Origin of the sequence: Ralstonia sp. 24A2 (assembly GCF_051783885.1) — a bacterium.
GTDB lineage: Bacteria > Pseudomonadota > Gammaproteobacteria > Burkholderiales > Burkholderiaceae > Ralstonia.
The window spans coordinates 2364136-2379175 of sequence record NZ_JBPVZD010000002.1; the positions used below are offsets into that span (position 1 = coordinate 2364136).

At 65.3% G+C, this 15040-nt stretch carries 14 protein-coding genes; 5 read left to right on the forward strand and 9 right to left on the reverse strand.

The genetic code is table 11. From position 1 onward, the window contains the following. Positions 1-155 precede the first annotated feature (155 nt). Genes ACS13N_RS15915 through ACS13N_RS15925 form a run of 3 tightly spaced genes read left to right on the forward strand, consistent with a single transcriptional unit; the run spans position 156 to position 4205 of the window. Positions 156-1457 carry an MFS transporter gene (locus ACS13N_RS15915; RefSeq protein ID WP_438932528.1) on the forward strand — a complete coding sequence of 434 codons (1302 nt, stop codon included), beginning with the start codon at positions 156-158 and terminating at the stop codon, positions 1455-1457. A 35-nt stretch (positions 1458-1492) separates the two neighbouring features. Continuing rightward, positions 1493-2704 (forward strand): M20 aminoacylase family protein, encoded by a 1212-nt coding sequence (locus tag ACS13N_RS15920; protein WP_438932529.1) that lies wholly within the window; start codon positions 1493-1495, stop codon positions 2702-2704. 22 nt (positions 2705-2726) lie between these two features. After that, positions 2727-4205, forward strand: coding sequence for an amidase (locus ACS13N_RS15925; protein ID WP_438932530.1), 1479 nt, complete (start codon positions 2727-2729; stop codon positions 4203-4205). Here the strand turns inward: ACS13N_RS15925 and ACS13N_RS15930 are convergent, their stop codons facing one another. The 4 genes from ACS13N_RS15930 to ACS13N_RS15945 form a co-directional block, all read right to left on the reverse strand. Next, a complete protein-coding gene (locus tag ACS13N_RS15930; protein ID WP_438932531.1) occupies positions 4206-5327 on the reverse strand; it encodes a dihydrolipoamide acetyltransferase family protein in 1122 nt (373 codons plus the stop codon). It abuts the gene before it with no gap. A gap of 3 nt (positions 5328-5330) precedes the next feature. Beyond that, positions 5331-6311 (reverse strand): alpha-ketoacid dehydrogenase subunit beta, encoded by a 981-nt coding sequence (locus tag ACS13N_RS15935; protein WP_438932532.1) that lies wholly within the window; start codon positions 6309-6311, stop codon positions 5331-5333. After that, positions 6304-7389, reverse strand: coding sequence for a pyruvate dehydrogenase (acetyl-transferring) E1 component subunit alpha (gene pdhA / locus ACS13N_RS15940; RefSeq protein ID WP_438932533.1), 1086 nt, complete (start codon positions 7387-7389; stop codon positions 6304-6306). Before pdhA ends, ACS13N_RS15935 begins: the two co-directional genes overlap by 8 nt. 135 nt (positions 7390-7524) lie before the next feature. Further along, on the reverse strand, positions 7525-8187 hold the full coding sequence (locus ACS13N_RS15945; protein ID WP_438932534.1) for a glutathione S-transferase family protein: 663 nt from the start codon (positions 8185-8187) through the stop codon (positions 7525-7527). A gap of 268 nt (positions 8188-8455) precedes the next feature. Between ACS13N_RS15945 and ACS13N_RS15950 the strand changes: the two genes are divergently transcribed. Beyond that, a complete protein-coding gene (locus ACS13N_RS15950) occupies positions 8456-9781 on the forward strand; it encodes a polyhydroxyalkanoate depolymerase (protein WP_438932871.1) in 1326 nt (441 codons plus the stop codon). Here the strand turns inward: ACS13N_RS15950 and ACS13N_RS15955 are convergent. Next, complete coding sequence (locus tag ACS13N_RS15955) at positions 9752-10660, reverse strand: LysR substrate-binding domain-containing protein (RefSeq protein ID WP_438932535.1); 909 nt, start codon at positions 10658-10660, stop codon at positions 9752-9754. The genes ACS13N_RS15950 and ACS13N_RS15955 overlap by 30 nt on opposite strands. Before the next feature lie 141 nt (positions 10661-10801). Here ACS13N_RS15955 and ACS13N_RS15960 point away from each other — a divergent pair, with 141 nt between their 5' ends. Then, positions 10802-11491 (forward strand): FMN-dependent NADH-azoreductase, encoded by a 690-nt coding sequence (locus tag ACS13N_RS15960; protein WP_438932536.1) that lies wholly within the window; start codon positions 10802-10804, stop codon positions 11489-11491. On the opposite strand, the gene ACS13N_RS15965 is transcribed toward ACS13N_RS15960, so the two are convergent. Genes ACS13N_RS15965 through ACS13N_RS15980 form a run of 4 tightly spaced genes read right to left on the reverse strand, consistent with a single transcriptional unit; the run spans position 11488 to position 15039 of the window. Then, a complete protein-coding gene (locus ACS13N_RS15965) occupies positions 11488-12336 on the reverse strand; it encodes a phosphodiesterase (protein ID WP_438932537.1) in 849 nt (282 codons plus the stop codon). The genes ACS13N_RS15960 and ACS13N_RS15965 overlap by 4 nt on opposite strands. After that, on the reverse strand, positions 12336-13397 hold the full coding sequence (locus ACS13N_RS15970) for an ABC transporter ATP-binding protein (RefSeq protein ID WP_438932538.1): 1062 nt from the start codon (positions 13395-13397) through the stop codon (positions 12336-12338). The genes ACS13N_RS15965 and ACS13N_RS15970 overlap by 1 nt, the downstream gene beginning before the upstream one ends. Further along, the gene (locus tag ACS13N_RS15975; RefSeq protein WP_438932539.1) at positions 13394-14191 is read right to left on the reverse strand and encodes an ABC transporter permease; all 798 of its coding nucleotides are present in this window, start codon (positions 14189-14191) and stop codon (positions 13394-13396) included. The genes ACS13N_RS15970 and ACS13N_RS15975 overlap by 4 nt, the downstream gene beginning before the upstream one ends. Continuing rightward, complete coding sequence (locus ACS13N_RS15980) at positions 14188-15039, reverse strand: ABC transporter permease (RefSeq protein WP_438932540.1); 852 nt, start codon at positions 15037-15039, stop codon at positions 14188-14190. Before ACS13N_RS15980 ends, ACS13N_RS15975 begins: the two co-directional genes overlap by 4 nt. Position 15040: the final 1 nt, after the last annotated feature.

Sequence of the window (15040 nt, forward strand, 5' to 3'; positions counted from 1 at the left end):
CTTTCCCTGATAGCGGATGACTGTCGGTTATGACGGTGATTCTATTTGGTTATCGGGATGAATATTTGCGATTTTTTCCGCGTGCGCGTTCCCGGAATACTTCGTTGCCAAGGACTCGCAGAAGCCCTTCCCCAACATCGTGGATGGAGACCCCCATGAACGACGCCACCCTGCAGCCGGCCCTGCCCGCCTCGGCCATCGCTGCACGCAAACCAGCCGGCCAGGCGCGCTTGATTGCCGCGTGTTCGATCGGCAATGCGCTGGAGATGTATGACTTCACCGTCTACAGCTTCTTTGCGTTGATGATCGGCAAGCTGTTTTTCCCGTCGGATAGCGCCTATGGCTCGCTGCTGCTGGCGGTGGCAACGTTCGGTATCGGCTTTGTGATGCGGCCGCTGGGCGGCTTCGTGATCGGCAACTATGCCGACCGTCATGGCCGCAAGGCCGCCATGACGCTGACCATCGGCCTGATGGTGATCGGCACACTCTGCCTGGCCGTTGCGCCGACATACGCCACCGCAGGCCTGTTTGGCCCGCTGGTGATTCTGGCGGGGCGTCTGCTGCAAGGCTTTTCGCTGGGCGGTGAGATTGGTGCATCGACCGCCATGCTGATGGAGTCCGGCGGCATCAAGGGACGTGGTTTTCGCGTGAGCTGGCAGTTGGGTAGCCAGGGCATTGCCGCTTTGTGCGGCGCGCTCACTGCCGCCATTCTGTACGGCAGCCTGTCGCCGGAAGCGCTGCAGAGCTGGGGCTGGCGCGTGCCGTTTTTCCTGGGCCTGCTGATTGCGCCCGTCGGTCTCTATATCCGATCGCACCTGGACGAAACCCATACGGCCGAAACGCACGCGCCCAGCCCGCTCGGCATGCTGTTCCGCGAGCACGGGGGGCTGGTGGTCAAGGGCGTTCTCACCATCATCGGCGGCACGGTGGGCACGTATCTGGTGATCTATTTCATGCCGACCTACATGATCCGCGAGCTGCATCTGCCGGCGTCGCTGTCGCTGCTGGCGGGCTGTGTGACGGGGCTGACGAGCTTTGGTGCCTCGCTGCTTTCCGGCTGGCTGGCCGATCGCCTGCCGCGCCGCAAGCCGCTGGTGGTGGGCGCGACGCTCATCACTGTGGTGCTGTTGTATCCGGCCTTCTGGCTGATGACGCACTACCCGAGCGTGCCGCTGGTGTTGGCGTTGTCCGCGCTGCTGACCGGCACCCTGTACCTCGGCACCACGCCGATGCTGCTCATGATGATGGAGCTGTTGCCCACCAAAGTGCGAGCCAGCGGCCTGTCGGTGATCTACGCGATTGGCGTCACGGTGTTTGGCGGCTCGTGCCAGTTTGTCGTGACGTGGCTGCTGGCCCGCACCGGCAATCCGCTCTCCCCTGCCTTTTACATGATGGCGTGCAGCGCCATCACGCTGCTGACCGTGCTGAGCCTGCGCGAAGTACGTGAGCCCCGCTAACCCCCCTATTCCGTATTCCAGCCAGGAGCCCAGACATGACCAAAGCGCCCACGCTTACGCCCTTCCAGTTGTTGCCGCATCTGCTGCCCCCCGTCCACATCGACGCGGAAACCTTCGTCAACATCCGTCGCCAGATTCACGCCCAACCCGAGCTTGGTTTCGAGGTGGGCGCCACGAGCAAGCTGGTGGCCGATCTGCTGAAAAGCTGGGGCTACGAGGTACACACCGGCATTGGCAAGAGCGGCGTGGTGGGCCAGTTGAGGCTCGGCAACGGCACGCGCCGGCTGGGCATTCGCGCGGACATGGATGCGCTGCCCATCATCGAATCGACCGGCCTGCCGTACGCCAGCCGCAATCACGGCAAGATGCACGCATGCGGCCACGACGGACATACCGCCATCCTGCTGGCAGCCGCCAAGGCGCTGGCCGATAGCCGCAACTTTGACGGCACACTCAACCTGATCTTCCAGCCCGACGAAGAGAACCTGTGCGGCGCGCGCGCGATGATCGAAGACGGGTTGTTCGAGCGCTTTCCGTGCGATGCAGTGTTTGCGCTGCACAACATGCCGGGCGTGGCGGCGGGCAGCTTCCGTGTATTGCCGGGGCCGGTCAGCCTGTCTTCTGACGTGGCAGATGTGACCATCAAGGGCGTGGGCGGCCACGGTGCGATGCCGCATCGTGCGAGCGATCCGATCGTGGCGTCCGCGGCTATCGTGACTGCGCTGCAGACCGTGGTGGCGCGCAATGTGGCGCCAGATGACACCGCTGTGGTGTCGGTCGGCTTTATTCGTGGCGGCATGACACACAACGTGATTCCCGAGTCGGTGACCCTCGGCATCAATGTGCGCGCGGCGCGGCCGGAAACACGCGCCATGGTGGAGGCGCGCATTCGCGAGATCGTCAGCCTGACCGCGCAGGCGCATGGCGTGGAAGCACTGATCGACTATCGCCAGTTGACCCCACCCATGGTCAACACCCTGGCCGAGACCCAGCTCGCGCAACAGGTCTGCACGGAACTGGTCGGCGCAGACAACGTCGTCACGCAGGCACCCAAAGGACTCAACGGCAGCGAAGACTTCGCCTGGATGCTCAATGAGGTGCCCGGCTGCTACCTGATCCTGGGCAACGGCGAGGGCGAATTCGGCGGCTGCATGGTCCACAACCCCGGTTACGACTTCAACGATCAGGTGCTGCCGCTGGGCGCAGCGTGCTGGGTGCGACTGGCGCAGACTTACCTGACCGCCTGAACGCCAATCGCAGATGAGAGCCATGCAGAACGCCGCCCTTAGCCCCACAGCAACGCACCCGACGACCAACCGCGAGATCGTGCAATGGAGTGCGATTGAACTGTCCAAGCGCATCCACGCGCGGGACGTTTCCTGCGTAGAGGTCATGGAAGCCTTCCTGGCGCAGATTGATCTGCTCAACCCGAAGGTCAACGCCGTCGTGGCGCGTGTGGATGCGGCATGGGCGATCGATCAGGCGCGCGAGCGCGATGTGCTGCTCTCGCAAGGCCTGTCGGGTGGCTGGATGCATGGCTTTCCGCAGGCACCCAAGGATCTGACGGCCGTCGCCGGTATGGTGACGACCATGGGCAGCCGCGCGCTGGCGCGCAACGTGCCGGCGCACGACAGCATCATGGCGGAGCGCCTGCGCCGGCAGGGCACGGTGTTTATCGGCAAGACCAATACGCCCGAGTTCGGCCTGGGCTCGCATACCTACAACCAGGTCTACGGCATCACGCGCAACGCGTGGAACCCTGTGCACTCGGCCGGTGGCAGCAGCGGCGGTACGGCCGTCGCGGTCGCGCTGCAGATGCTGCCGGTGGCAGACGGCAGCGACATGATGGGCTCGCTGCGCAATCCCGCCGCGTGGAACAACATCTACGGCTTGCGCCCTAGCCTTGGCCGCGTGCCTTACGGCCCCACCGGCGACGTGTTCTTTCAGCAGTTGGGCACCGAAGGCCCGATGGCGCGCAATCCGCAGGACCTTGCCTGGCTGCTCGCCACGCAGGCCGGCTACGACCCGCGTACGCCGCTCGCATTGCAAGACGATCCCGCTGGGTTCACGCACCCGCTGCACCGCGATTTTCGGCAGGCGCGCATTGGTTGGCTTGGCGACTTTGGCGGCTACCTTGCGGTTGAGCCGGAGGTGATGACCGTCAATGAGCGCGCGCTGAGCACCTTCCACAACCTGGGCTGCCACGTTGAGGCGGTGCAGCCGTTCTTCCCGATGGATGCGCTGTGGGAATGCTGGTGCACGCTGCGCTCCATGATCGTGACCGGCAACCTGGGCCAGTTGTACGCCAACGCAACCACGCGGGAGTTGCTCAAGCCCGAAGCCATCTGGGAAGTGGAACAAGGCCATCGCCGGGGGGTGGTTGACATCAACCGCGCCACCACCACCCGCGCGAACTGGTATCAGGCGTTGCTGGCACAGTTTGCCGAGTACGACTTCCTGGTCCTGCCAAGCAGCCAGATCGCGCCGTTCGCGGCAGAGGAACATTGGCCCAAGACGGTTGCCGGCCGCGCGATGGATACGTATCACCGCTGGATGGAAGTGGTCATCGGCCCGACGCTTGCCGGTGTTCCTGCGGCAAGCTTGCCGTCGGGCTTCACAGCCGACGGCCTCCCTCTGGGCTTGCAGGTGATTGCGCCACCGCGCGCTGACTTTGCCCTGCTGCAGCTTGCCGCCGCTTGGCACGAAGCGTTTGCACCCGCGCACAGCACATCGCCATTGCTGAGCTGACTACGCGGCCGCTTGCAGGTCGGCAATCACTGCCGCCAAGAATCTTGCCGCTTCACCACCGGTCACGACACGGTGGTCGAAGGTCAGGCTTAGCGGCAAGACACGATGGACGGCAGGCGCGCCACCAGCCGCAACCACCTGTTCGTGGATGCGCCCTGCGCCCAGAATCGCCACCGTGGGCGGCACGACGATCGGTGCGGCGTACTTGCCGGCAATCATGCCGAAGTTCGACAGCGTGATCGTGTTGCCACGCAACTCTTCCGGTGGAATCTTGCGCGCCTTGATGTCGGCACGCATGCGATCCAGCCCGGCACGCAGGTCGGCAGCATCCCGATGCGCGACGTTGCGCAGTACGGGTACAAACAACCCGTCTGGCAGATCCACAGCGATGCCCACGTCGATCTTTTCCAGTACGTGGCGTCGCCCGGCGTTGCCGTCAAACCAGGCGTTCAAGCCGGGCACCGCGCGGCAGCCTGCCACCAGTGCGCGGATCAGGCGGATCGTCACGTCAGTGCCCGCGGCCCAGGCATGAATGTCGGCGTCGTCGATGACGGTGGCGGCGGCCACCTCGTTCTGTGCGCGGGCCATGTTCTGGGCCATCGCACGCCGCACGCCGCGTAGGATTTCGGGTGGGCCGAGGTCGGCGAAGGTCTTGGCGGCGCGTTCGACATCGGCGGCGGTGATCACGCCGTCTGGCCCTGATGGCGTGACCATCGACAGGTCCACATCCAGCTTGCGCGCCAGTGCCCGGACAGCAGGCATCGCCTTGATACCGCCCACACCGGCGCCTGCTGCGGCTCGACCCACCACAGCGGGCGCCTCGTGCACCACGTGCTGCCCTGCCGGCATCTGGCCAACCACCGTGCCCGCATCAGCGTCCTCTCCACCCGCGCCTTCAAAGGCGACCAGCGCCGCGCCAAGGTGCACGATGTCGCCAGGCTGGCCGAACAGCTTGGCAATGCGTCCCGATTGCGGCGACGGAATCTCCACGATCGCCTTGGCGGTCTCCACCGATACCAGCGGCTGATCGACCTGGATGGCATCGCCCACCTTGACGTGCCACTCCACGATCTCCGCCTCCTGCAGCCCTTCGCCGAGGTCCGGCAGTTTGAAGACGATCATCGTTCAGGCACCCTCCATCGTTTTTCTGACTGCCGCGAGAATGCGTTCCACGCTCGGCAGGTAATGGTGTTCGAGCCGGGGCAGCGGCATGACCACGTCGTAGCCCGTCACACGCTGCACAGGCGCCAGCAGCGAATACAAGCCGTGTTCGGCAATGTTGGCGGCAATCTCGGCGCCCACGCCCGACGTGCGCGCGGCCTCGTGCACGATCACGCAGCGGCCAGTCTTGGCCACCGATGCCAGGATCGAATCCATATCCAACGGCTTAAGCGTGGCCACGTCGATCACCTCGGCGGCGATGCCCTCTTCGGCAAGCGCGTCGGCGGCGGCCTGTGTTTCCTGCAGCGCACCACCCCAGCTCACTAGCGTGACGTCGCTGCCGTCGCGCAGCACGAAACAGGTGTCCAGCGGCAGGGCTTGGCCGTCGTCTTCCACCGCTTGCTTGAACACGCGATACAGCCGCGTCGGCTCGAAGAAGATCACCGGGTCCGGATCACGAATGGCCGCCAGCAACAGCCCATACGCCCGCGCCGGAGACGACGGCACCACCACGCGCAACCCTGGCATATGCGTGAACAGCGCCTCCGGGCTTTCCGAGTGGTGCTCGGGCGCGTGGATGCCGCCTCCGCTGGGCGCGCGAATCACCATCGGGCACGACAGCCGCCCGCGTGTGCGGTTGCGCAGCCGCGCGGCATGGTTGAGCACGTTGTCGATGGCCGGATAGATGAAACCGCTGAACTGGATCTCCACCACCGGTTTGAGACCAACCGCCGCCATGCCGATAGCCGTGCCGGCCAGCGCGGTTTCCGCCAGCGGGCTGTCGAGCACACGCCGCGGCCCGAAGCGTGCCTGCAAGCCCACCGTGGCACGGAACACACCGCCATTGACGCCAATGTCTTCGCCCAGCAGCACAACGGACGGGTCGTGCTCCAGCGCATGCGCCAGTGCCAGATTGACCGCCTCGACAAGGTTGACGTCAGCCATGTGCGCCTCCGTTGGAGGCGAATGCCAGCGCCATGGCACGCTGCCACGCAAGCGCGCTGGGCAAGGTCGCGTACAGGTGGTCGAACATCGCATCCGGCCCCGGATGTTCGACAGCCATGTATTCGGCAACCGCCTCTTCCACCTGCGCATAGCAGGCGCGGCCGAGTTGTTCTTCCTGCGCCTTGTCCCACGCATTCACGCTGATCAGGTACTTGCGCAATCGCAGGATAGGCTCGGCTTCCCAGGCTTGCTTAACGATGTCGGAGTCGCGGTAGCGTGTGGCGTCATCAGCGGTGGTGTGGTCGCCCAGGCGGTAGGTGACAGCTTCAACGAGGGTGGGGCCGCCCCCTGCCCTGGCGCGGTCCAACGCTTCCTGCGCGGCTTGCCGTACCGCGATCACATCGTTGCCGTCGACCTGCAGGCCGGCAATCCCGGCGGCGATGGCTTTTTGCGCCAGCGTCTGCGCAATGGTCTGGCGACTGCGCGGCACCGAGATCGCCCACTGGTTGTTGTTGATGATGATCACCAGCGGCGCGTTCCACACGCCCGCGAAGTTCATGCCCTCGTAAAAATCGCCCTTGGAGGTACCGCCATCGCCGAGGATGGTGACGGCCACGCGGGGCTCGCCGCGCAACTGGAACGCATAGGCCGCGCCCGCCGCATGGCAGACCTGAGTGCCGATCGGCACGCAGTTCGGAAAATCATTGGGTACCTTGCTGAACGCGCTGCCGCGCTCATCCCCACCCCAGTACAGCAGGCTCTCGGCCATCGTGACGCCGCGCAGCAATTGTGCACTGTGGTCTCGATAGGACGGGAACAGCACGTCGTCGGGGTGCATGACGCTGGCGACGCCTACGCCAATCGCTTCCTGACCCACAGAAGACGCAAACGTGCCGAGCTTGCCGGTGCGCTGCAGCGCAACCGCCTTGGTGTCGAATGCACGGGTGAGCACCATCGCGCGATACAGCGCGAGGAGCGTTTGCATATCCTGCGCAAACGCCGGGAGTGGCTGGACCGGCTTGCCCTCGCGGTCCAGGACCTGCAGATAGTCGATCTGAAAGCTGCCGACGGTGGTCATGACTGCAGCCCCTTTGTTCTTTTGGTCTCCTTCCCACACTAGACGTTGGGCGACCGAAAACAAGCCCAGCCGTTTGGCTGAGGCGCGTTGGGGTGTAGACGGGGGCTTCCGTTTTTGCGGTGCAGCGTGCCGCGTTCAGAACTCCACGTCCAGCTCGTCGATGTCCTCGGTCTCAAGCTGGGCAGCTTCCATCCACTCGCACACGAACGGATGTTTGAGCACGGTCGCGCAGTACCCGGCGATGTCCGGGTCGAGCTTGACGTCGTAGGTGAGAAAGCGCGTTACGACGGGAGCGTACATCGCATCGGCCATGCCGGGCGCCTTGCCGAACAGCCACGGGCCACCATAGCGCTGCAGGCATTCGCGCCAGATGGCGACGATGCGTTCGATATCGTCCTGCGCGCGCGACCAGACTCGGAAATTTGGAAACTGCGCGCGCAGGTTCATCGGCAGCGCAGAGCGCAGTGCGCTGAAGCCGGAATGCATCTCGCCGCAGACGGCCCGGCAATGCGCGCGCGCCGCGCGGTCTGCCGGCAGCAGATGCGCTTGCGGACGGATCTCGTTGAGGTATTCGGCAATGGCAAGGGTGTCCCACACCTTGATGCCCTCGTGGTGGAGACACGGCACGAGAATGGACGGCGAGAGCAGCAGCAACTCCGCACGCGCGGCGGCATCGTCGACCGGCACCACCACCGTTTCGAACTCGATGCCCGCCAGCCGGGCGAGCAGCCAGCCACGGAACGACCACGACGAATAGTTGCGGCTGCTGATGGTCAGCGTAGTGGTCGTCCGGCTCATGGCGGTCTCCGTGGGTGCCTGCCTGGGCGCGCTTCACCAAATCTGGACGTTCTGCACCGAAACGCCGCATGCGCACCATTGCGTGACGTGGCGCGCAGCCCGCGCAAAGCAGGCTGTCGTCGCCTGGCGCGCGCTATGTCGCCCTGGATGGCGCGCCGTGCCTGGCGATTTGCAAACACCATGCCAGTGCAAACCGGTCTGGCATATGACTTGCCTTGCCCCATGTCTGACCGGTACGCCCACGCTGCAGGCTTGCGCCAACGACGCCATGAACATCCTTGCTTATCCCGCCTACCAGGCGATCACGGAGCTGATGCGGCCGTGGCGGGATGCTGCAGCCATTGCACGGGCAACGATTGCGGCGACCCCCGCATTGGCCGAGAGCCCATACGGCCGCTACATCGATGCCTGTTGTGAGCTCGTACAGATGGCCGGCCTATCGCACCACAGGCCGCCCTTTGGCATCGACACCGTGCGCTCGGGCGGTGAGCCTGTCGCCGTGACGGAAGAGATCGTCTGCAATACCCCCTTTGGAGCGTTGCTGCATTTCCGCAAGGCCAGCGGTCCGCAACAGCCACGGGTGCTGATCGTCGCGCCGATGTCCGGACACTTCGCCACGCTGCTGCGCGGTACCGTGCGGACCATGCTGGCCGACCACGACGTGTACATCACCGATTGGCACAACCCGCGCGACATTCCACTGTCCGCTGGCAGTTTTGGTTTTGGCGACTACGTTGGCCACGTTATCGGGTTCCTGCAACAACTTGGGCCCGATGCTCACCTCGTAGCCATCTGCCAACCCACCGTGGCCGCGCTGGCTGCCGTGGCGCTCATGGCTGAAGACGGCGACCCCGCCCAGCCCGCCAGCATGACGCTGATGGCTGGGCCGATCGACTGCCGCGTCAATCCGACCAAGGTCAACGCACTGGCCAACAGCCGGCCGATCGAGTGGTTCGAGCGCAACCTGATCAGCGTGGTGCCGGCAGGCTTTGTGGGTGCACAGCGGCGCGTGTATCCAGGCTTCGTGCAGTTGTGCGCGTTCATGTCGATGAACCTGGATCGGCACGCAGCATCGTTCTCTGACCTGCACCACGAGCGCGCGAAGGGCGACCCGACCAAGGCCGAAGCGATCCGCACGTTCTACGAGGAGTACTTCGCCACCACTGACCTGACGGCCGAGTTCTACCTGGAAACCGTGAGCACGGTGTTTCAGCAGTACGCGCTGCCGCTCGGGCAGTTGCGCGTAGGTGGCCGACGGGTCGAGCCGCGTGCCATCCGCCACACCGCCTTGCTGACCATCGAGGGCGAGAAGGACGACATCTGCGCGGTCGGCCAGACGGTGGCCGCGCAGGACTTGTGCAGCAGTCTTCGCCCGTACATGAAGCGGCACCACGTGCAGACCGGCGTGGGGCACTACGGTGTATTCAACGGCCGTAAGTGGGAAACGCAGATCTACCCGATGGTGCGCGCCACCATCCATGACCATGAACCGCGTGAGCGCAGCGCAGCCACGGCGTCGCAGGCCGGTGGCCAGGTCGTCAGCCTGCGCAACTGGATCGAATCCTCAAAGGCCGCGGCGCCGGGCCAGACGTAGCCAATCCCACACCGCCCGCACGGCGCCCTCCTCCAGGCGTGTTGCTGGCATCACGGTCCAAAACGCATAGCGGCGGATGACCGGCCCGTCAAACGGCTGCACGAGCGCGCCCGCCTCCAGCGCGTCGCGCACCAACGGCAGGTTCGCCAGGATCACGCCCTGCCCCGCCATGGCCGCAGACATGGCGTGTCCGTCGTCGGACAGCACGATGCCCGACTCGATCTTGAGCACGTGTTCGATGCCAGCCGCACGGGCCCACAGAGGCCAGCCAATGGGTTGCGGCAACGTGCGCTGCCACTCCGAGTGGATGAGCGGCACACGCGCCAGATCGGCGTGCGAACGGATATTCAGCCCCGGGTGGCAGACCGGTGCGTAGGCGTCGTCAAAGAGGTGTTCGGCGACGAGGCCAGCGCTGGCGGCGGGCGACTCGCCATAGCGCACGGCCAGATCCGCACTGCCGCCATGCAGATCGACCACCGTATCGGACGCATGGATGCGCAGATCCACCTCCGGATGCTGCGTGGCGAACTCCCCAAGCTTGGGCACCAGCCAGCGTGCGGCCAGCCCCATTGGCGCGGTGAGCGTGACGCGCTGGCGTGCCGGCTGAGCCTCCGGCGCCCGGATGGCGTCGATGACCTGCGCAAACGCATCAAAGCCCGTGTTGAGCACCGGATACAGCCGCTCGCCGGCCTCCGACAACCGCAGCGCCCGCACCTGCCGCTCGAACAGCGTCACACCCAGCGTCTCTTCCAGCCGGCGGATCTGGTGGCTGATGGCCGTGGGCGTGACCGACAGCTCGTCGGCAGCGCGCTTCATGCTGAGATGGCGCGCGGTGGCCTCAAAGGCCCGCAGCGCGCTCAGGGGTGGGAGTTTTCGCATGCGCGGATTGTGTCACGGGCACGTTACCCGCATCGTCGGCATGGATGAATCCATGTCATCCATCGCGCGCAAAACATGTCGTTTGTCGCAGTGCAGCGCGGTTCATAGAGTGGGCACACCTCCACTCACAACGGATTCGACATGACCCGTCTTCTGCACCTCGATTCCAGCGCCCGGTCGGGCAGTTCCGACACAGCGCGCCACGGTTCGCACACCCGCCGGCTCTCGGCACGTTTCGTGGCGCGCTGGCGCGAACACGAGCCCGATGCGCAAATCGTCTACCGAGACGTCGGTACCCAACCGCCGTCGCCCGTGGATGGCCACTGGGTGCACGCCGCATTCACGCCAACCGCACAACGCGAACCGTGGATGCACGACCGGCTTGCGCAAAGCGATGCACTGATCGACGAGTTGCTCGCTGCGGATGTGATCGTGGCCGGCGTACCGATGTACAACTTCGGCATGCCCGCGCAGTTCAAGGCCTACATCGACAACATCGTGCGCGTGGGCCGCACCTTCGGCTTCGACCGCAGCCGCGCTGGTGAGCCCTACTGGCCGCTGCTCGCCGGCATGAACAAGCGCCTCGTCATCCTCAGTTCACGCGGTGATTTCGGCTACGGTCCTGGCCAGCGCATCGCCCACATGAATCACGTGGAAGGCGGCGTTGCCACGGCCTTCGGCTATATCGGCATCACTGATGTGACGTCGGTTGCCATTGAGTACGACGAGTTTGCGGATGATCGGCTGCGTGCGTCGATTGCGTCTGCCGAGGCCGATGTCGACGCGCTGGCGGCACGCATGGCAACCAGCGCGGTCGTTGAAGCAGTCTAGTCGATCAACCGACCATCCGGCTCGAAGAACGGGTGCGGGCCATCGAACTCGCCCACATAGGCGAGATGGCTCACCAGCCCCTGGCCCGGCACCCACGCATGCACCTTGTAGGCAGGCGGCTCCATCACAAAGCCGGGCTTGCCTGCCGGGTTCAGATCCAACGCCACCTGATGCGCGGGCGACGGGCAAGTCGATGCCACCGTGCCCGCAAAGCGCACGTCGATGGAGCGATGCAGATGGCCGCAGATGATCCGCTCAACGTTGCCGGCGGCGCGCACGATCTGCGCGAACGGCGGGATGTCGTCTTCGGCCAGCGACTGCACATCCATGTGATGGATGCCCGTGGCAAATGGCGGATGGTGCATGGCGATGACCGTCGGGCGCTGCGTTTCCTGCGCCAGCGCTTCGGCCAACCAGTCCAGGCGCCGAACGCCCAGGCGGCCGCCCGGATGGCCGGTGTCCAGCGTGTCGAGCACGATCAGGCGCACGTCGCCAATATCGGTCCAGTACTGAAAGGCATGCGGGTCTTGTGCAGCAGCCGGAATGGGCGCGAGCCAGCCAGCGAAGGCGTCGCGCGCGGCGTCTCGGGCGTCATGGTTGCCCAGTACGGGCAGCATCCGAATGCCTGCTGCATCCAGCGGCGCCAGCACGGCGCGCAGATGCGCGTATTCCGCGGGGGAGCCGGCATCCACCAGATCGCCGGTCAGCACAATGGCCTCGGGCCGCTCAGGCTGCGCAAGAACGTGCTCCACGGTACGTGCCAGATAGGCAGCGGAATCCACGCGCCGGTAAGCCAGTCGCCCCGGGCGCTTGATATGAAGATCGGTCAGTTGCAGGAAATGCATCAGGCTTGCAAGGTCAGAAGTCGGTCTGCGGGAACATCGAAGCCGACGGCATGGCCCGGCGCAAAGTGCTGGCGGCCGGGCACGTCGATGAACAACGGTGTGGCCGATACCCCCGCCACGCGCACACGGGTGCGGAACCCGAGAAACACCGCCGATTCCACCGTGCCCTTGAGCGCGGCATGTGCCGGATCGGCCAGCATGGCGTCTTCCGGACGGAAGAACACCGTATCGCCCTCGCCTGCCAGCACGGACACACGACCGCCCGCGCAGACAAACGCACCATCGCGCCGCAGGCCATCGAGCCGGTTCATGATGCCGATGAAATCCGCCACATGCCGGTTGGCGGGCTGGAAGTAGATCTCGCGCGGCGTGCCGATCTGCGCGATACGCCCGGCTTCCATCACGACGATGCGATCAGCCAGGGCCATCGCCTCTTCCTGGTCGTGCGTGACGTAGATGGTGGTGATGCCGAGGCTGCGCAGCAGACGGTCCATTTCGGCGCGCACGGATTCGCGCAGCTTGGCGTCCAACGCCGTGAGGGGCTCGTCGAGCAGCAGCACGCGCGGTTCGGGCGCCAGGGCGCGAGCCAAGGCCACACGCTGGCGCTGGCCGCCGGAGAGCTGATCGACAGCGCGATCGGCATACGGCGTGAGATGCATCATCTCCAGCAGCGTGTCCGCACGGGCGCTGATCTGTGCGTCGGACAGGCCATTCTGGCGACGCTGGATGCGCAGGCCGTACTCCACATTGCCGCGCACGCTCAGGTTGGGAAACAGCGCGTAGTTCTGAAACACCATGCCGACGCGGCGCCGCTCGATGGGGCGCGCGGTGACATCCTCGTCGCCAAAGCACACGGTGCCGCCCGCATCCGGCGCTTCCAGCCCGGCGACGATGCGCAGTGTGGTGGTCTTGCCGCAGCCCGAGGGGCCGAGGAGCACGACGGTTTCACCGGCGCCGATATCGAGATCCAGCGGATCCAGCACGCGCTGGCCGCCGAAATGTTTGCCGCAACCGCGCAACTGGATTGGCACGGGCGCGAGATTGAGAGAATCGTTGCTCATCGGGAAGTCTTTCCGTTGTTCACACGCAGCCCGCCAAAGCGCTGCATCAGCACCAGCAGCGGCACGATCATGACGAAGAAGATCAGCGTGTACGCGCTGGCAATCTCCAGGCGCATCGACGCATAGGTGTCGGCCAGGCCAACTGGCAGGGTCTTGGTTTGCGGCGTGTGCAGCATCCAGGTCAGGTTGAATTCGCCCACCGACAGCGTCACCACCGTCAGCGCACCAGCCAGGATGCCGGGCTGTACGTTGGGCAGCACGATGGTGCGAAAGCGCTGAGCAAACGTTGCACCCAGGCTGGCCGCGCCCTCTTCCAACGTCTTCAGGTTCTGGCCCGCAGCCACGGCCGCCACCGAGCGCACCATGAACGGCAGCGTGAACACCACGTGCCCGACCACGATGAACCACAGACTCTCGCGAAAACTGCCGAATCCGCCATACGCGACGATCAGCCCCAGCGCCGTGGCCAGCCCCGGCAGCGCCACGGGCAGTGTCAGGAATTCTTCGATCAGGCGGCTTGTACGGCTTTGTCGGCGCGCCAGCACATAGCCGGCGGGCACGCCTGCGGCCAGCACGATCACCAGTGTGCACAGCGCCACCAGCAGCGACATCCAGATCGACGCTTGGTACATGTCCCACACTTGGGCAACCCAGTCCAAGGTCCAACCGCTCTTGAAGCCGCGGATGTAGTTGCGTGTGAGGCCCACGGCCATCGACAGCACAACCGGCACGATCAGGAACAGGCAAAGCAGCAGCGTGATGAACCACTGGGAGAGAGAAAGCAGGCGCTTCATGCTGCCGCCCCCGTTTGCCCGCCGCTGGCCGTGCGCGCAATTGCCAGCACCAGCCAGGTGACCACGCCCAGCACCACCGACAGCGCCGCCGCCATCGCAATGCCCGCGTTGAGCGTGAACTCGGTATAAATCGTCATCGGCAGCACGTCGATCTCGGTGGCAAGCGTGAAGGCGGTGCCAAACGCGCCCATCGACGTGGCAAAGCAGATCGCCCCGGAGGCGATGAGCGCGGGCGCCAGCCCCGGCACCAGCACATCGCGCGTCACCTGCCACGACGATGCACCCAGCGAGCGCGCTGCTTCTTCCAACGAGCGATCCAGCTTTTCCGCCGCTGCCATCACCGTCAGTACCACGCGCGGGATCGAAAAATACAGGTAGCCGAGAAACAGTCCGCCGATGGAATAGGCGAAGACCCATTTCTCGCCGGTCAACTGGCGTGTCAGGTCGCCCAGCAGGCCCTGGCGCCCGGCCAGCAGGATCACCATGAAGCCGACCACTACGCCCGGAAACGCCAGCGGAAACGTCAGCATGGCGGTAATCAGCCGCTTGCCCGGTACGTTGTGGCGCACCAGGAACAGCCCTGCGACGGTCGAGAGCACAAGCGTTGCCAGCGTCACTGCCGCCGACAACACCACGGTCGACACCAGGCTGCTCAGATAGCGCGACGTGGTCAGCGCTGCCGTGTAGGTGGCGATCAGCCCTTCGCTGCCGCTCACGCGCAGCAGCGCAGCCATCGGCAGCAACCAGAACGCGCAGAACAGCGCGACAGCCGGTGCCAGCAACGCCACCCGCCACCGTGCGGGCAGTACCGCATCGTCTGGCAAGGTGGTTCGGGTGACGGTGCTCATG